The 18208-nt window shown below is 64.9% G+C and carries 16 protein-coding genes; 3 read left to right on the forward strand and 13 right to left on the reverse strand.

Annotated elements, in window-relative coordinates; translation table 11 throughout:
• Positions 1-192: 192 nt before the first annotated feature.
• Positions 193-972 (forward strand): 5'/3'-nucleotidase SurE, encoded by a 780-nt coding sequence (gene surE, locus AC5LXK_RS30570; RefSeq protein WP_493392372.1) that lies wholly within the window; start codon positions 193-195, stop codon positions 970-972.
• Between the two features lie 80 nt (positions 973-1052).
• Here the strand turns inward: surE and AC5LXK_RS30575 are convergent, their stop codons facing one another.
• The 3 genes from AC5LXK_RS30575 to AC5LXK_RS30585 are packed head-to-tail and all read right to left on the reverse strand — an operon-like array spanning position 1053 to position 3875.
• Entirely contained in the window at positions 1053-1874 is an 822-nt protein-coding gene (locus AC5LXK_RS30575) for an SDR family NAD(P)-dependent oxidoreductase (protein WP_309286989.1), read from the reverse strand.
• 14 nt (positions 1875-1888) lie between these two features.
• Complete coding sequence (locus AC5LXK_RS30580; protein ID WP_493392373.1) at positions 1889-3130, reverse strand: MFS transporter; 1242 nt, start codon at positions 3128-3130, stop codon at positions 1889-1891.
• Positions 3131-3134: 4 nt separating this feature from the next.
• The gene (locus AC5LXK_RS30585) at positions 3135-3875 is read right to left on the reverse strand and encodes an MBL fold metallo-hydrolase (protein WP_493392375.1); all 741 of its coding nucleotides are present in this window, start codon (positions 3873-3875) and stop codon (positions 3135-3137) included.
• Positions 3876-3948: 73 nt separating this feature from the next.
• On the opposite strand from AC5LXK_RS30585, the gene AC5LXK_RS30590 reads away from it, so the two are divergent.
• Positions 3949-4623, forward strand: coding sequence for an ArsR/SmtB family transcription factor (locus AC5LXK_RS30590; RefSeq protein WP_493392376.1), 675 nt, complete (start codon positions 3949-3951; stop codon positions 4621-4623).
• Positions 4624-4660: 37 nt separating this feature from the next.
• On the opposite strand, the gene AC5LXK_RS30595 is transcribed toward AC5LXK_RS30590, so the two are convergent.
• The 4 genes from AC5LXK_RS30595 to AC5LXK_RS30610 form a co-directional block, all read right to left on the reverse strand.
• Positions 4661-7324, reverse strand: coding sequence for a GH92 family glycosyl hydrolase (locus AC5LXK_RS30595; protein ID WP_493392377.1), 2664 nt, complete (start codon positions 7322-7324; stop codon positions 4661-4663).
• 64 nt (positions 7325-7388) lie between these two features.
• A complete protein-coding gene (locus tag AC5LXK_RS30600) occupies positions 7389-9872 on the reverse strand; it encodes a GH92 family glycosyl hydrolase (RefSeq protein WP_493392378.1) in 2484 nt (827 codons plus the stop codon).
• Between the two features lie 329 nt (positions 9873-10201).
• Complete coding sequence (locus AC5LXK_RS30605; RefSeq protein ID WP_493394087.1) at positions 10202-10669, reverse strand: cupin domain-containing protein; 468 nt, start codon at positions 10667-10669, stop codon at positions 10202-10204.
• A gap of 119 nt (positions 10670-10788) precedes the next feature.
• Positions 10789-12012, reverse strand: a complete 1224-nt coding sequence (locus AC5LXK_RS30610; protein WP_493392379.1) for a Zn-dependent hydrolase — start codon at positions 12010-12012, stop codon at positions 10789-10791.
• Positions 12013-12156: 144 nt separating this feature from the next.
• Here AC5LXK_RS30610 and AC5LXK_RS30615 point away from each other — a divergent pair, with 144 nt between their 5' ends.
• Entirely contained in the window at positions 12157-13074 is a 918-nt protein-coding gene (locus AC5LXK_RS30615) for a LysR substrate-binding domain-containing protein (RefSeq protein ID WP_493392380.1), read from the forward strand.
• 3 nt (positions 13075-13077) lie between these two features.
• Here the strand turns inward: AC5LXK_RS30615 and AC5LXK_RS30620 are convergent, their stop codons facing one another.
• The 6 genes from AC5LXK_RS30620 to AC5LXK_RS30645 all read right to left on the reverse strand — a co-directional run bounded on the left by AC5LXK_RS30620 (position 13078) and on the right by AC5LXK_RS30645 (position 18206).
• Positions 13078-14430: a pyridoxal phosphate-dependent decarboxylase family protein gene (locus tag AC5LXK_RS30620; protein WP_493392381.1), complete on the reverse strand. Its 1353-nt coding sequence runs from the start codon at positions 14428-14430 to the stop codon at positions 13078-13080.
• Between the two features lie 20 nt (positions 14431-14450).
• Positions 14451-14750 carry an ArsR/SmtB family transcription factor gene (locus tag AC5LXK_RS30625; RefSeq protein ID WP_493392382.1) on the reverse strand — a complete coding sequence of 100 codons (300 nt, stop codon included), beginning with the start codon at positions 14748-14750 and terminating at the stop codon, positions 14451-14453.
• Positions 14751-15029: 279 nt separating this feature from the next.
• Positions 15030-16790: a ShlB/FhaC/HecB family hemolysin secretion/activation protein gene (locus AC5LXK_RS30630; protein WP_493392383.1), complete on the reverse strand. Its 1761-nt coding sequence runs from the start codon at positions 16788-16790 to the stop codon at positions 15030-15032.
• A gap of 112 nt (positions 16791-16902) precedes the next feature.
• The gene (locus AC5LXK_RS30635; RefSeq protein WP_493394088.1) at positions 16903-17247 is read right to left on the reverse strand and encodes an Imm42 family immunity protein; all 345 of its coding nucleotides are present in this window, start codon (positions 17245-17247) and stop codon (positions 16903-16905) included.
• A 30-nt stretch (positions 17248-17277) separates the two neighbouring features.
• Entirely contained in the window at positions 17278-17556 is a 279-nt protein-coding gene (locus AC5LXK_RS30640; RefSeq protein WP_493392384.1) for a hypothetical protein, read from the reverse strand.
• 362 nt (positions 17557-17918) lie between these two features.
• The gene (locus tag AC5LXK_RS30645; RefSeq protein WP_493392385.1) at positions 17919-18206 is read right to left on the reverse strand and encodes a hypothetical protein; all 288 of its coding nucleotides are present in this window, start codon (positions 18204-18206) and stop codon (positions 17919-17921) included.
• Positions 18207-18208: the final 2 nt, after the last annotated feature.

Genomic DNA, 18208 nt, shown 5'->3' on the forward strand with positions numbered 1-18208 from the left:
CGACCCGCCGCATGCGCGGCACATTCCACGACGAACGGGCGCGCAATGCGCCCGTTTTCACGTCCGCGCCGCCGTGCACCGACTGCGCGACACGACGATCCTCACCCCGGAGTGCTAGCCTTGTGGCTTGCGCCACGAAGGCAGCGGCGCAGCACTCCCCTCTCATTGCCCATCTCCGCGAGGATCGTCCCGATGCAAGAAACCCGCCCGCTGTTCGACCGTGTCCTGCTCACCAACGACGACGGATTCGACGCCCCCGGCCTGGAAATACTCGAACAGGTCGCCACGCAACTGGCACGCGAAGTGTGGATCGTCGCGCCGGCGGAAGACCAGAGCGGCACGTCGCATTCGCTGAGCCTGCACGAGCCGCTGCGCGTGCATCGCAAGGGCGAGCGCCGCTTCGCGGTGCGCGGCACGCCCGGCGACTGCGTCGCGATCGCGGTCAGCCACCTGATGAAGGACGCGCGGCCCGACGTCGTGCTGTCCGGCGTGAATCGCGGCGCGAACCTGGGCACGGAGACGGTGTTTTCCGGCACGGTCGGCGCCGCGATGACGAGCATGCTGGTCGGCGTGCCGGCCATCGCGCTGAGCCAGGCGTTCACCGATCGCAACGCGGTGCCGTGGCACACGGCGCTCGCGCATGCGCCTGACGTCATCCGCCGGCTCGCCGCCGCCGGCTGGGACAGCGACGCGTGCCTCAACGTGAATTTCCCGCCGCGACCGGCCGGCGACGTACGCGGGCTGAAGGTGACGAACCAGGGCGCCGGCACGCTGCAAGGCGTCGAGATCGTATCGGGCAGAGATCCGCGCGAGATCGACTATCACTGGCTGAAGCTCGCGCGCGGTCCGCGCGACGACGATGCGGATTCGGAAACGGTCGCACTCGGCGAAGGGTATATCGCGGTCACGCCGCTGAAGTTCGAGCGCACGCACGACCAGGCGCTCGCGCGGCTGCGGTCGAACCTCGGCTGACCGGATCGCCCGGTTCGTCGAACGGGCCCGGCGGTTGCGCGCGCGAAGCCTGCGCGCCGCCATGTCACCGCCTCACCGCCTCACGTCAGGTTCAATCCGCCGTCGAGCATCACGATCTCGCCCGTCACGTAATCGGAGGCGACGAGCATCGCGACCGTCTGCGCGATGTCGTCCGGCGTCGCCGCGCGGCGCATCGGCGCGCGCTCGCGCCACAGCTGCTGCGCGTCCGTCCAGTCGGCGGTCAGCGGCGTATCGACGAGCCCCGGCGCGACCGCATTGACGCGTATCGCCGGCGCCAGCGTGCGCGCGAGCAGCCGCGTCGTGTGATTGAGCGCGGCCTTCGCGGCCGCATACGGAATCGACGCGCCCTTCGGCCGCACGCCCGCATGCGAGCTGACATTCACGACGCACCCGGCCCGCCCGTGCGATGCCGCCTCGCGCAGCGCGGCCTCGGCTTCGGCCACGAGCCGGAACGGCGCGATCACGTTGATCTCGTGCATCTCGCGCCATACGTCGGGCGTCGCCGCCGCGAGGTCGTCATGCGGAATCACGCGGCTCACGCCCGCATTGTTGACGAGCACGTCGAGCCGCCCGTGCAAGGCGAGCGCATCGCGGATCAATCGAACACGCTCCGTATCGTCGGCGAGATCCGCCTGCACGTAAGCCCCACCGAGTTCGCGGGCCATCGCACGCCCGGTGTCGGCCGAACTGCGCGAATGCAGGATCACCACGTAGCCGTCCGCCGCCAGGCGGCGCGCGACGGCCGCGCCGATTCCCGACGTCGAGCCGGTGACGAGCGCGACCGGCCGATGCACGCGCGACGCGCGCGGCTCGCCGGCGGCTTCGGTTTCAGGGGCCGTTTCGGCAATCGGGGCAGACATCGGCGGGAGCGGCGCGTCCATATCGGGGAACCCTGTCAGTGGCGTTCCCGCATCATAAGCGCGACGACGGCCCCCGATGCAAACGTGACGGCCGCCACCACGAGGATCGCCGCGGCGAAACCGAAGCGGTCGGCCATCAGGCCGGCCGACAACGCACCGACCGCATAACCGAGATCGCGCCAGAACCGGTACACGCTCAGCGAACGCGCGCGCCAGCCGGGCTCGGACGCATCGGACACGGCGGCGATCAGGCTCGGATAGACCATCGCGGTGCCGAGGCCGAGCAGCACGCTCGCGACGAGCCACCAGCGGAACTGCCCGGTCAGCGCGGTCAGCGCGAGCCCGGCCGCCTGCACCCACATCCCGGCGACGATCAGCCCCTTGCGGCCCCACCGGTCGCTCAGCGGGCCGGTGACGATCTGGCAGCTGCCCCACACGATCGGATAGACGGCCTTCAGGATGCCGATCCGCTCGATGCCGAGCCCGAGCGTCGTGAAGAACAGCGGGAAAATGCCCCAGCTCATCCCGTCGTTGAGGTTGTTGATCATGCCGGCCTGCGACGCCGCGAACAGGTTGCGGTCGCGGAACGATGTCAGCATGAAGACCTCGCGGAACGACAGCGCGGACGCCCCGTCCGGCTTGCCGCTTTCGAGCCGCACGTGCTCGCGCGTGTCACGCACGACGAGGATCGACAGCAGCAGGCCCGCAAGGGCGTAGAACACGCCGAGATAGATCGGCGTCGGCCGCAGCCCGTAGCGGCTCGCGAGATAGCCGGTCGCGAACGCGGTCGCGCCCACCGCGAAATAGCCGGCGAATTCGTTCAGGCCGACCGCGAGGCCGCGACTCTTCGGGCCGACGAGATCGACCTTCATGATCACCGTCATCGACCACGCGAAGCCCTGGCTCAGCCCGAGCAGCACGTTCGCGGCGATCACCCTTTCCCAGTTCGGCGCCGCGATGATCATGAACGGTACCGGCAGGCCGAACAGCCAGCCAACGATCAGTACGCGCTTGCGCCCCCACGTATCGGCAAGCTGGCCCGACACGAGGTTCGCGAATGCCTTGACCAGCCCGAAGCTGACGATGAACGACGTGATCAGCACGGTCGATTCGAGGTGGAACTGTTCCGAGCCGATCAACGGCACGACCGTGCGCTCGATGCCGACCATCCCGCCGACGAACGCGTTGACCAGCACGAGCAGCGCGAATTGTCGCCCGTTCTCGCGCAGGCCGAGCGCCACTGCGCGCCCGCCGCGCGCCACCGCTACGTTCTCCATCGCATCAGCCTCCCGCCGCGTCGCGCCCCGCGTTGGCCGCGCGCAGCTGCGCGGCGGCCGGCGGGGCGGGCGGAACGTCGGTCAGCATGAAGCGGACGAACGCGTCTTCGTCGTCGATGCGCAGCGCCGCGTTGTAGCGCTTCTCGAACCCGATCGTCGATGTCGGTTTGCCGCTGAGCCCGCGACCGCACACGGAGCCCGAGAACGCGCCGGGCAGCACTTCGACGTGATCGGGCAGCGCGGCGAGCCGCCGGACGCTGCGGAACAGGTCGCGCGCGCCCGTTTCGGCGCTCACGGCCAGCTCGGTACGGCCGACGTCGCCGATCATCAGCGTGTGGCCGGTCAGCACGAACCACGGCTCGTCGGCGCGCGTGCGATCCGTCACCAGCAGGCTGATGTGCTCGGGCGTGTGGCCCGGCGTATGCAGCACGTCGACGACGACATTGCCGAGCGCGAGCCGGTCGCCTTCGTCGACGCCGGCAAACGGCACGGCGACGTCGGCCCGCGCGGACAGCACGTACGCCGCGCCGGCCGCGTCCGCCAGCGCACGGCCGATCGACAGGTGGTCCGCATGCACATGGGTGTCGATCACGTACGCGATCTTCATGCCGACGGCCTCGGCCGCGCGCAGGTAGTCGTCGGGCGGCGCGACCGGATCGACGACCGCGCCGGTCGCCTTGCCGCCGCAACCGAACAGGTATGAAATGCCTCCCGTATCGGGATGGAGGAATGGTCTGAGGATCATCGGATTTGCTCCCGTCCCGCGAATGCGGTAACATTCAATCACTTTGATGAATGATTGATCGATGGGAGGCGACTTGTCAAGCACCGGACCCAAGCAAGCGATTTACGCGAGCCTCGCCGAGGTCGCGCAGGCGATCGGTCACCCGAACCGGCTCGAACTGCTGGAACACCTCGCGCAGCGCGAGCGGTCGGTCGAGGAACTGACGACGCTGTCGGGGATGACGTTCGCGAACACGTCGCGGCACCTGCAGATCCTGCGGCGCGCACGCCTCGTCGATACCGAGCGGCGCGGCAAGCACATCGTGTACCGGCTCGCCGGCGACAACGAGGTCGTCGTGCTGATGAAGGCGCTCGGCCGCGTGGGCGAGCGCAATGTCGCCGAGGTCAGCCAGGTGCTGGGCGACTACTTCCATGCGCGCGACGCGCTGGAGCCGGTGTCGCGCGGCGAACTGACCGGCCGGCTGGCCGACGGGCTCGTCACGCTGCTGGACGTGCGTCCGCACGACGAATTCGCGCTCGGGCACCTGCCGGGCGCGGTGAACATTCCGTTGAGCGACCTCGACGCGCGGCTGGGCGAGCTGCCGGCCGGCACGGAAATCGTCGCGTACTGCCGCGGCCCTTACTGCGTGCTGGCGTTCGAAGCCGTCGCCGCGTTGCGCGCACGCGGCTTCAAGGCCGCGCGGCTCGAAGACGGCTTTCCGGAATGGAAGGCGGCTGGTCTCGCGGTCGAGACCGACACGGCCGGGTGAAGGAATGCGGCCCGCGTCGACGCGGGCCGCTTGCCGCTTACTTGCCGGCGAGCGCCAGCGACGGCGCGAGTGCGCTGTTCGGGTCCTGGCCGTTCCACTGGCCGACCCACGCATCGTTCGGCGTCGCCCCCATCACGAAGTCGAGCGTGCCGCCGGCCTTCATCTCGTCATAGGTGATGTACGGCCGGTGCAGCGCCGTGCCATTCAGCCTGACCGACTGCACGTAACGATTGACCGACGACGGCGCACCGCCGCCCGCCGTATGCGCGGTCACCCTGAAGCGCCGCGTCGCACCGAATTTCAACGCGCCGCCCGACCCGCCGCCCGACGCAACCGGGATGTCGATCGTCGCTTCCTCGAACAACGGCGTGCCGAAGTAGAACACGCCGCCGACCGGATTCAGCGAATAGATACCGAGTGCGGACAGCACGTACCACGCGGACAACTGGCCGCAATCGTCGTTGCCCGGAATCGCCGCATCGCGCACGCGCCGCGGATCGTTCACCGCGGCCTTCAGGCTGTCGCCGCTCAGCAACGCACGGTCGCCGGCCGTCAGCGTCAGCGAGTACATGTCGTCCATCACCGTGCGCACGCGGTCCTGCGTCTTCGACGGCATGCCCGCGACGTCGTACAGGTACGGCAGGTGGTTCGCCGGCTCGTTGCCCGCGAAGAACTGGCCGCTGCGGCCGGTCAGGTCAGGGAAGCCCTGGTTGTCGAGGAAGGTCAGCGGGTTGGCCAGATCGAACGTGCGGTCGAGCTGCGCGATGAACTGGCTCTTGCCGCCGAGCAGCGCGACGAGGCCCGGGAAGTCGTGGAAGATGTTCCATGTATCGACCCACGAATTCGATTCGGAGAAGTCGGTCTTCTCGGCGGCCGTCGGATCGAAGCCCGCGACCCAGTTGCCCTGCGAATCCTTCGGCTGCGAGAACTTCCAGCCGTTGTTCAGCACCGGGTTGAACACGTTCCGGTAGTTCTGGCTGCGTTGCAGGTACGGCCGGTAGTCGGCCGTGCCCTTGCCGGCCGCCTTGCCGACCGCCGCCGTCGCCCAGTCGTCGAACGAGTAGTCCTGCGTCGTCGATACCGATGCGTTGTCGCCAGCGTACACGTAGCCGCTCTGGCGATACTGGTCGAAGCCGTGCGCGCTTGCGCCCTGCGTGGTCGTCAGCGCGGTCCAGATGTCGTCGATGCCCGCGCTCGTCAGGTGCTTCAGGTACGCATCCGCGATCATCGGGATCGACGGGTGGCCGGCCATCGTGAAGGTTTCCGTTTGCGCAAGCGGCCACACCGGCAGTTCGCCCTTGCCGTTCTGCTTGAACTGCGTCAGCAGCGACTTCACCCAGCCGTCGACGCGCTCGGGCTGCACGAGCGTCATCAACGGCGATTCGGCACGGAAGGTATCCCACAGCGAGAACGTCGACGAATAGTCGAAGCCCGGGTTCGCATGCTTGCTCGTGGTCGGCGGCGACGTCGTGCCGTCGTTGGTCGAATCCATCCCGACGTAGCTGCCGTCCGCATTGTTGTAGACCGTCGGCGCGAGCATCGTGCGGTACAGCGACGTGTAGAACATCGTCCGCTGGTCGGCGGTGCCGCCCTTGATCCGGATCCGGTCGAGCGCGGCGCTCCACACGCGCTCGGCCGCGCCGCGCACCTGGTCGAACGACTTCGGGCCGACTTCCGACGCGAGATTGGCCTGTGCATCCGCGATGCTCGACGGGGAAATGCCGACCTTCACCGTGACTGCGCCGCCGTCGCTACCGTCGGCGAACGTCAGGTAGGCCTTGAAGCCGTCCGCGCTGAACGCGACGTGCTTCGTATCGAACGGCTTCGAGAACCGCGCGACGAAATACGTCGGCTTGTTGTTCGCCCAGTTGTTCGTGAACTGCCAGCCGGCGATCGTCTGCGCGTCGATGACCTGGATCTTGCCGCTCGCGGTCGAGCCGCCGATCGGGTTGTCGATGCTCACGATCATGCTGCGCTTCTGCGTCGCCGCACTCGGGAAATACGTATAGCGATGGACGCCCGCGTGCGTGGTCGCCGTCATCTCCGCGACGATCTTCGCGCCCTGCACGTTCCATGGCGTGTTGCCGCTGCCGACCGGCGCCATCTTCACTCGGTAATAGCCGGGGCTCGCGGTTTCGTCGTCGTGGCTGAACGACGCGTTGTAGGTGATCGACGTATCGGCCGCGACCTTCGCCAGCGTTGCGGTGTCGACCGGCGCGAGCGTCGGCAGGAACCGCACTTCGCCGCCCGACCCGATGCCGGTGCCCGACAGGTGCGTATGCGTGAAGCCGGTGATGAACGGATCGTCGTACTGGTAGCCCGACGTGCGATCCCAGTTCCACGGCAACGTATGCGCGCCGCCCGTCGTGTCCGGCCCGAGCTGCACCATCCCGAACGGCACGGTCGCGCCCGGGTACACGTGGCCGTGGCCGCGCACGCCGCTGCTCCAGTCCGCGTTGATGTCGAGGTTCGCGGTGCCGATCATCGGATCGACGCTGCGCAGCACCGACCGCTTGCCCGCGCCGCCGTTCTCGCCTTGATCGTTCCGATCACCCTGGTCGTTCTGGTTGCCTTGATCGTTCTGGTTACCCTGCGCGTTCGACATCTGCGCCAGCACGCTCGCATCCGTCGAACCCTGATCGCCCCCGCAACCCGACAACACGGCAAGGCACCCGATACCCACCACCTGACGTAACTTCATCCGTTCGTCCCTCCCTCTCTCTCGTCGATCCTGTTCACAAGAACCGCTCGTTGATTCCCTGGATTTACTGCGCGCCGCCCGCCCGCGGGAACGACGGCATCGCGGAGGCATCGGTGCCCCACGTCGTGGCGCTCGCATCGGCCGTCATCGAATACGACAGCTTCCCGCCCTTCGCGATGCGCTCGAACGGCAGCCACGCGGTCGAGTAAGGCGCGCCGTTCAGCTTCAGCGACTTCACGTAGAACGACGCGCTGTCGCCCGAGCCTGCGCCCGGCGCGGCGATGTGCAGCAGACGGTAGCTGCCGTCCTGCTGGCCGACGCGCACCGTGATCTTCTCGAACTGCGGGCTCGACAGCGCGACGCCGCTCACGCCCGGCACGACCGGATAGAGACCGAGCGCGGCCCACACGTACCAGCCGGAGATCGCACCGAGATCGTCGTTGCCCGGCAGCCCTGCCGCACCGGTGCCGAACTCGTTCGCGAGCGACGCGTGCAGCACGCGCTGCGTGTGCGACGGCGCGCCGGCCCACGCATAGGCCCACGGCACGGCCATCGTCACTTCGTTGCCGACGTAGAAATACGGCTGGACGGTGCCGATGTTCAGGTGCGTGAAGAACGTGTCGAGCCGCTTCACGACCGGTGCGGCGCCGCCCGCCTGCGCGACCACGCCGGCGAGATCGTGCGGTACGTACCACGTGTATTGCTCGGAATTGCCTTCCATGAAGCCCGACCCGTCGGTGACCCACGCGCCGGCCGACGTCTTCGGCTGGATCGCGCCCTGGTCGAACAGGTTTTGCCAGTTGCCGCTCGACTTCAGCAGCGTGCCGGCCGTCGCCGTATCGCCGAGTGCCGTCGCAAAGCGCGACACCGCGAAATCGCGCACTGCGTATTCGAGCGTGTTCGACGCGGTCTGGTTGTCGCCGTTGCCCGATGCCGGCACGTAGCCGAGCCGGTCGTAATCCGCGCGGCTGCCCATCACCGGCGTGCCGGCGCATGCGGCGCCCGGCGCGGTGCTGCTCTTCATGATCGACAGCGCCGACTGCGTATCGAAATTCGTCGCGCCGAAGGCATACGCGTTCGCGGCAATGATCGAACCCGCGTCGCCCGGCATCACCGCCGTCTCCGTATTGAAGTACGCCCAGCGCGGGAACGCGCCGCACGCCTTCGCATCGAGCACGAGCGACTGCACGATGTCGCCGGTGCGCACCGGGTCGAGCAGCGCCTGCAACTGGATGAACGAGCGGTCGATGTCCCAGCCGGAGAAGTTCGCGTACATCGTGCGGCCCTTGTCGACCTGGCGCGTCGGCGCCGTCGATGCACCGTTCGACGCGTAGAAGTCCGGATACTGGCCGTTCACGTCGTTGAACACGTTCGGATGCAGCGATGCGTGATACAGCGCGGTGTAGAACTTCGTCTTGTCGGCATCGCTGCCGCCCGTCACCTGGATTGCATTCAGGCGGGCATTCCATGCGGCGCTCGCGGCGCGGCGCACCTTGTCGAAACGCCAGTTCCGGCTGCCTTGCTCATCCGTTTCCGGATTCTCCGCGCGCAGGTTCGCCTTCGCATTCGCTTCGCTGACGAACGAGATGCCGAGCTTCATCATCACGTCCGGATGCTTGCTGTCGACCTTGAACGTCACGGTCACGGGGCTGTTGCTCGACAGCGCCGGCTTCGCCGCGAACGGCTGGCTGAATTCCGCGTAGTAGTAGACGGGCACCGCATGCCCGGCCCAGCAGAACCCGCCGCCCGCGATCGTGCCCGACAGCGCGCGATCGCCGACCTGGCTGATCGTGTCGCCCGTCGTGCCCTGCGCACGGTTGTTCAGCACGGTCGGATCGATCGCGATCGTCGCCTGCTGGCCCTGCGCGAGCGCCGGATACGTGAAGCGCGCGAAGCCGGTGCGTACCGTCGTCGTCAGTTCGGCCTTGATGCCGTTGCCGAGCGTGACGCCGTAGTAGCCGGCCTGCGCGGTTTCGTTCGCGTGATCGAAGCTGGCCGGCGTGCCGGCGTCGCCGGGCGCGAGTTGCGGCATCACGTTCAGGTAGCCGCCGTTCGCCCAGCAACCGGTGCCGCTCAGGTGCAGGATGCTGAATGCGTTGATCGACGTGTCGCCATACCAGTAGCCGCCGGAGAAGCCGGAGCCGTCGCCTTTGCTGCTGTCGTATTGCGCAGTGGGCGTCATCGGGCTCCACTGCATCATCCCGAACGGGACCGTCGGCCCCGGGAACGTGCCGCCGCCGAGCCCCGAGCCGACCGGGTCGGCCGGCTGGTCGGTCGCGTAATCAGTGCCGATCAGCGGATTGACGTACTGGGCGACGCGCATGTCGGCGTTCTTCTTCGACGCTTCGTTGCCGTTGCCGTTGCCGTTGCCATTGTCGTTTTCGTTACCGTTGTAGTTGCCGCCATTGCCGTTTTCATTGCCCTGCGAATTCGCGGACGCCGACAGGTTCGTGGCCACCGCCGATGGCGAATCGCCATCGCCGCCGCATGAAGCCAAGACAACGCACAGCGCCAGCAGCGCCGTTCCCAACCCCCAGTTCCTCGACATCGCCTGTCTCCGTTTCGTTCTTGAATCAAGCTGTTGGTTCGAACTACTTAGCTTTAAATCAGAAATCTTTTCGTGAGTTGCCGCGCATCCGGCCAATCGGTCGAAAATGCCGGGCGCGTGTATTTATTTCCGCATTCCGATACCCGAAAAAAGGAGGCGCCGGTATGTCGAAATACCGGCGCTCAGGAACGGACAATGCGCACAAGCGTGCCCAAATAAACGCGATTTCTCTACCCCGTGTTTTTACGAATTTTTATTTTGTTTATCTAAACACGATAGAGTTGATTCGATTTTTATATGAAATCCGGCATCGCGAACGCGATGGGTCATCACGGCTGCTTCGGTATCTCGACATAGTCTTCAAGCTCGCCCGCGATATAAAGCCGCTTGCCGCTTCGCGGGTATTCGCAGACGTCGTGTTCGAGCCGCTGCCCGCCGACGAGCAGCTCAAGCGGCGCATCGCCGGTGTTCTGCACCGTATGCGCTTCACCGCCGCGCGGAAAGCCGATGAAATCGCCAGGCCCGATTTCGCTCGTACGTTCACCGATCGTGACCGCGCCGGTGCCGGACAGTACGTACACGAATTCTTCTTCGTACAGGTGACGGTGATACTCGGCCGATTCGTGACCGGGCATCAGCGTGAGCAGGTGAACGCCGAATTGCGTCAGGCCGGTCAGGTCGCTGAGTTGTCGCTTGAGACGAACGGCATTGGGGTTGAGCGAATGCACCGCGCGCGTCGGTTCCATCTTCTCGATATCGGCGGCCTTCAGCAGTTCCCGGGGAAAGGGAGTCGACATGGGGATCTCGCAAGCATGAATGCTTCGGTTGGACGCTGCGCCGGCTCGGCGCGCGCAGCGGCTATTGTCCGACATTTTCACGCTTGCGGACGTGTCGCAAGGCTCGCCATCACACGCGACTAGCGCGCGCAATCGGCCAGCAGGTTCGCCAGCACCGACGCGCCTTGCGCGAGGCGCACCGGATCGGCATCTTCCGCTTCGTTGTGGCTCAAGCCGGCCTTGCACGGCACGAACACCATCGCGGAAGGCGCGACGTATGACAGGTTCACCGCGTCGTGACCCGCGCCGCTGCACATCTCCAGGTACGGGTAACCGGCGGCAGCCGTTGCCTGCCGCACATGCGCGACGCATTCCGCATCGAACACCACCGGCTCGTATTCGGCGATCGTCTGCACGTCCACGCTCGTACCGCGCAGCGCGGTGCGGTCAACGCAGATCGCTTCGATGTCGGCGACGAGTTGCTGCAATGCCGGCCGCGACGGGTGCCGCACGTCGACGCTGAAGCGGACCTTGCCCGGTATCGTGCTCGGCGAATTCGGCTGGCACGCGACATGGCCCACCGTCACGCGTGCATCGGCATCGAACGCATGGCCGTGCTCGACGATCGCGGCGATCATCGCGGCCGCCGCGCCCATCGCGTCGAGGCGCACGCTCATTGGCGTCGTGCCCGCATGCGATTCGAAACCCGTCACCGTGACGTCGAGTTCGTAGATGCCCTGCACCCCCGTCACGACGCCGATCGGCAAACCGGCCTGCTCCAGCACCGGCCCTTGCTCGATATGCGCTTCGAAATACGCTTTCGGCATCTGCCGTTCGCGCGCGGGGCCGGCGAAGCCGGTGCGGACAAGTTCGTCCCGGAGCAATGCCCCCGTCTGCATGCACGGGCGATCGAGTGCGTAGTCGAGATCCAGCGACCCGGCATAGACGGCCGAGCCCATCATGCCCGGCGTGAAGCGCGAGCCTTCTTCATTGGTCCACGCGACGACGTCGACCGGATGCCGCGTCGCGATGCCGTGCTCGTTCAGCGTGCGGATCGCTTCGAGGCCCGCGAGCACGCCGTAGACGCCATCGAAGCGGCCGCCGAGCGGCTGCGTGTCGAGATGGCTGCCGCACATCACGGCCGGCAGGTCGGGCTGCGTGCCGGGACGGCGCGCGAATATATTGCCGATCGGATCGATGCGGATCTCGCAACCGGCCGCTTCGCACCACGCGATGAAGCGGCGCCGGCCGAGCGCGTCGTCGTCGCTCAGCGCGAGCCGGCAGCTGCCGCCGTGCGCGGTCGCGCCGATCGTCGCCATCTCCATCAGCGAATCCCACAGCCGTTGCTGGTTAACGAGAATCATCGTGACCGCTCCTGAAAAGCACCGAGCATATACACTCGACCCAATAAGAAAAATCCAAGATTTCGTTGTGAACGATAAATTTTCCTTGTCACCCGGCGTTCCGCCCGGAACCCCGTACCTTCTTCGTCACCGGATCGGTCGTCCATGAAGCTCAAGCAGCTCGATGCGTTTCTCGCGGTCGCCGAGCATCGCACCATTCGCGGCGCGGCGCGTGCGCTCGGCGTCACGCAACCGGCCATCAGCAGCATCGTGCGCGAGCTCGAACAGGAACTCGGCGTCCCGCTCGTCGTGCGCAGCGTGAAAGGGATCGCACTGACCGACTACGGCAGCGCATTCGCGATTCGCGCACGGCTGATCGTCGAGGAGATCCGGCGCACGCGCGACGAGATCGAACAGTTGCGGCTGGGGACGACCGGCTCGGTGTCGGTCGCGGTCAGCCCGACGGCCGCGCTGACCCTCCTGCCGCGTGCGTTCGCGGCATTCGCACGCGACCTGCCCGGCGCAACGCTGAACGTCGACGATGCGCTGACCGCGACGGATCTCGCGCGGCTGCGCGACGGCTCGCTCGACTTCATCGTCACGCATCAGCTGTCGAACGCCATGCCGGACCCCGACGCCTTCGCGAGCATTCCGTTGTTCCGCACGGCGTTCGCGGTCGTCGCGAGAAGCCGGCACCGGCTCGCACGTGCCCGCTCGCTGCGCGAGCTCGTCGATGCGCAATGGTGCGTGCCGAGTTACGGCGAAGGCGGGAACGACCTGGTGCGCTCGATCTTCATGCCGTTCGGCATCGACGTGCCGAAGCGCGTGGTTCACTGTCCATCGTTTGCCGCGACGCTCGGGCTCGTGTCGCAGACGGATGCGCTCGGTGTGTTCGCGCGACCGCTCGCCGACGTCGAGCGCAAGTCGCGCGGCATCGTCGCGCTGGATCTCGCCGAGCCGATGCCCGCGTTGACGGTCGCGATCGTGATGCGGCGGCATGCGTTGCTGACGCCGGCCGCGCTGCACCTGATCGAATGCCTGAAGGTTGCGTCCGCAACCGTCACGGGCCAGGACGACGCTTGACGCTCAGCGTACGTGCACGCCGCGCAGCTCCGTCAGCAACGCGACGAGCCGATCGATATGCGCGTCTTCGGTACGCCACGACGACACGCTGATCCGGAACGCCGGCCGCCCCTGCCACACGGTCGCGCCGAACCATACCTCGCCCGACTCCTGCGCGGCATCGAGGATCGCCGCCGTTTCGTCGTCGGTACCGGCGCGCACGAGCACCTGGTTCAGCACGACGCGGTTCAGTACGTCGTAGCCGGCCGCACGCAGGCCGTCTGCAACCCGCGCCGCTTGCGCGCAATGCCGCTCGACCATCGTCGCCACGCCGGCGCGGCCGAGCGAACGCAGCGCAGCCCACACGGGGATGCCGCGCGCACGCCGCGAGAATTCGAGGTTCAGGTTCTTCTGCGCATCCTGCGCACCGCTCAGGTAAACGGCGTCGCTGTTCATCGCGGTCGCGAGCGCAGCCGCGTCGCGGCAGATCACCATCGCGCCGTCGTACGGCGTGTTGAGCCACTTGTGACCATCGGTCGTCCAGCTGTCCGCGCCGTCGATGCCGTCCGTCAGCACGCGTTTCGACGACGCACGCGCCCACAGGCCGAACGCGCCGTCCACGTGCACCCACGCGCCGGCCGCCTTCGCGGGCGGGATCAACGCCGCGAACGGATCGAATTCCCCGGTGTTCACTTCGCCAGCCTGCACGCAGAGGATCGTCATGTCGTCGAGCGGCGGCATCTGCGCCGGGTCGATGCGGCCGTGCACGTCGACCGGCGCGACGACGATGCGCTTCATCCCGAAGCCGAGCACGCGCAGCGCCTTCTTCACCGTGATGTGCGCGAGCGCGGAAATCACGACCTTCACTTCCGGCGCGCCGATCAGGCCATCTTCATCGATATTCCAGCCCTTGCGTGCGAGCAGCGCGCGACGTGCGGCCACCAGCGCGACGAGCGTGCAGGCCGTCGCGCTCGTACCGAACCCGACCGCGCTGCCTTCCGGCAACGCCAGCGCGTCGACGACCCAGCGTGCGGCCTGCCGCTCGAGCGTCGCGGCCACCGGCGAATTCGCGTACGACGACGCGCACTGGTCCCACGCAAGCATCAGCCGCTCGGCCGCCGCCGCGGCCGGCAGCGTCGCACCGATCACGAAGCCGAAGTAGTTCGGGCCGTTCGACGCGACCGTCGCGGGCGTGCCGTGCTCGTCGAGCAGGCGCAGCACGTCGTCGGCCGGGCGGCCCGTATCGGGCAGCGGCTCGTCGAACGCGGCGAGGCCGGCCAGCGCGGCGGCGTCGGGGAATGCACGCCGGTCGGCGGTTGCAGCCAGATATGCGTGTGCGCGCCGGTCGGCGTCGGCCAGCAGTGCGAGTTCGTCCATGTCGGTTGCCTCGGTGGGAGTCAGAGTTGCGAGAGATCGTGGCCGAGCTGCTGCAGCGCGCCGTCGATCCGCTTGTAGTACGTGAACTTGCCGACGCGGGTCGCCTGCACGAGCCCGGCATCCGCAAGGATACGCATGTGGCGCGTGGTCGTGGCCGGCGCGATGCCGAGCTTCTCGGTGATGTACGTGCAGCACACGCCGAGCTCGTCGAAGTCGCCGTGCGGCTGCGGCGGGAAATGCTTGCGAGGCTGCTTGAGCCAGCGCAGCACGGCCAGACGGCTTTCGTTGGCCAAAGCGCTGATGCGGGTGACGTCGTCCATGGGGTGCGGTTTCGTTTGATGTTTTGAATATTAGCTAAATGACGAAATGTGGGCAAATGGTTTGGTGGGGATTTTTCGCCGCGCCTGTTATTCCCGCTCCCGGCGGGAGCCATTTCCTTATAGCTTCAGTTGCTGCGACAGTTCGGTCCCGGGGCCTCCGACACTCGAGTGCCGGGTAGACCACCTCCGGCGACCAACAGAGCCGATCGGGATCGCGACGATCCCGGCCAGTGCCGTCTCCAGCGACAGCGGGCCGGGTATTGGATCGCGGTTACTTCGTCAGAACTGTGCAGTGACCTGAAAACCAACCGTCACGCGTGCCGTCGGGAATCCGGATGGCTTGTAGATCGGTGTGCCGGCAAACAGGTCGTAACCGTAGGCACCCAACCGGGTCGCGACGCTGCCCTTCACGCCGATCACGGCGCCCGCCAGTTGCGTGCCGACGAGCGTGATCGGCTGCGGACCCCACACGCGGCCGTAGTCGATGCCGGCATAGACCACCTGCCCGGTTTGGCCGATCGGCGCCTGCAGCTCGTTGCGCCAGTAGATGCCACGGGAGGCAGCCAGCATCGTTTCCCCGTCGAATCCGCGCACCGTGTAGCGGCTGCCGATCGTCAGGTCGTCGATGTAGTACAGCGTATTGCCCGTGTACTGGCCGTGGAACGTCGTCACGTAGCGGAACGACTGCTGCGCGATTGCGAACGGCACCGACAGATTCGCGTCGAGCACGGCCATCTTGTAGCGGTAGGTCGGGCCGCCGTCGGCTGCGATTATGTCGTCCTGCGCGCCGAATGCGCCGATGCCCTGCCGGTACGCGAGCGTGCCGTCGAACTGCGCGTTGCCGAAGTAGTGCCGATCGGTCAGGCCAAATTCGACGAACGTGTTGTTACGCCGCTGCTGCGGAATTTCGGTGTCTTCGATGAAGCTTTGGCCGAAGCGGCGCGACAAGCGGAACTGTGCGCCGAACACGTCGTTCTGGCTACGCGACAGCACGCGGTTCAGCTTGAAGTCGATCGTCTTCGAATTGCCGCTCGCGATGAACGTCTGGTTCACGCCGGCGATCTGCTGGTAGTACGTGTTGGTGTACGCCGACAGCGTCGCGGTCCAGTAGCCCCACGGGATCGAATAGAAACCGTTCCAGCCGTGCGAGCCGAGCCGTTTGTCGCCGAATTCTAGATCCTGGCTCACGCCGATGTTGAAGATATCGTTCAGGCCGAGCGGGTTGTCGATACCGAGCGACAAGTTACCCTGAAGGCGGCCCGTTGCGCGTGTGCCCGAGTTGTCGATCGAGGCGACGACGGTCCAGGGTTTGCCGCGCTTTACGTCGAGCACTACGTCGCTTTCGCCGGGCACGTCGGCCGGGACGATCTGCATCGATACGTCCTGGCTCGACACGCGTTTCATCTGCTCGAGGCCTTGTTCGAGATCGCGCAGGTTCAACAGTTCACCGTCGCGGGTCGGGAAGGCGGTTTTCCAGGTGCCGCGGAGTTTTTCGTCGGCGAAGCGGATGTGGCGGATTGTTCCAGGAATCAACGCGAGTTTCAGCATGCCCGTAGTCAGATCCTGCTCTGGCACAAGCACGCGCGTCGTCACGTAACCACGTGACAGGATCGCTTGTGACAAACCCTTGACGAGCACATCAAGGCCCTGCTTGCCGACACACTGCCCCGCGTAGTGGTCGAGCCATTCGCGGGCGAATGCGAAACGATCCATCGGTAGCGCGGAGGCACCACGCGCTTTTACCGCGTCGGGCAGCGAGTCCGGTACGTCGAGAGAAAACTTGTCGATACGGAAACACGGCGTTTCCGCTGGCAACGTCGGATAGCTGCCTACGTGAGGAACCTCGGATCGCACCGAAGACGCTTGCACAACGGCTTCACGCTGCTGCACCTCTCGTTGCTGCTGGGTCTGGCGGTCCTGTTCTGCGTTAGCGCGTGCGGCAGCCGCACGATCAGCAGGTGTAGGAGCTTGTTGAGCGGAAACGATGTTCGGCATAAGCCATGCGACCGACAGCAATATGGCGGATGTACGGGTAATCATGCGCGTGGTTATTTAATTCTTAATAACAGCTATTTTTACGACGAAAATCAGCGAAAATTCCCGATGCATATCGACACATCGCCTTCAAAAATATTAAATCAGGAACAGGCCATTAAATCGCTGCGGCAGCTTCACGTATCACTCGTTGGCACTCTCCGCGATCAAGAAGCACATCAAAGACGCTAGATAGGTCATCATCAAACCCATATATCAACCTAGCCTGCGATCCAAATTCGATCAAAAAAAATTTATGCCCCTCATCCAACAGGCTCGGAGCAGAGATCAAATTCGAATAATCACTCACCTCCGCATCCGAATCCGCAGGCGGAAATGCACGCCCACAGAGTTCGGAATACGCCTCGATCAATGGCATATTAAAGATACGACCATCCTCAACTGAATTATTGAGAGAGTGAAATTTCGAAACTGAGTAAAGATCAACACCAAACGACGATATAAATCGATATTAGCGGACCACTTTAACGTTCTACTTACTCTCACTCAAAGGATTTTCCTCTACATATCTATTAATATCGATCTCCGAAATTCCAGGTGCCCCCGCATTTAACCATCTATCAAATTCATCAGGATATGACGTGTACACTTTTTCGCCAGACGATTGAACTACCGCGCCACTCCCAAATTCAGCCAAAAAACGCAAATGATGTACCACCATAATCCAAATTCGCTTGAGTTCCGGATCTTGCGGCACACCACCAGACGCATCAGAAAGATAAGGCGACTCGCCTTCGACGAAGGCCAACATGTCCTTCGCCCTTCCGGAATTCAGCAATAACCTTATGAGTTCAACCTTCCCCACTTTCAATCCACCCACCATCCAGGGCAGCACAAATCTCGATTTCACAATCGCACCCCAACTTCTTCGAGATTTCCGCAGCCGTTGATTTTCACACCGACCTTAGAAAACCACGCTCTCTTGATCTGGCAAATTAATAATCAACCCCAGAAATTTACTGTTTTTTTCAATTAAAATCGAGCAACGAATTTTCCATAAAGCCCACAATTAACCGACATCTCCTCGAGACGACCTGCAATATCACTGCAGCCCTTGTAGAGTAGCTTCCAAGTGCTCTCCAGATATACTCACTGACCAAATCAGGTGTCGAACTAATCTTCTTTGGCTTTCTTGGCAGCGCCGCGACCAAGGTACGCGACAAACGTCGCGCTCGCCGATAGGCTTGCAAAGATTAACAAGGGTAACGGGGCAAACAATTCAGAAAATATTGGCCGCGCCCTTTCAAAACCCACCAATATAACCCCCATCAAAAATGCTCCCCCATATAAAATGACAAATGTCATTACAAATACTTTCCATAAGCGAAATCTTCCGAGAACCTTCGCAATGAATGTTCCAAACACCCCACCAATTAACCCACTCACAATCTCGCCTGACATAA

The organism is Burkholderia pulmonis (genome assembly GCF_984667975.1).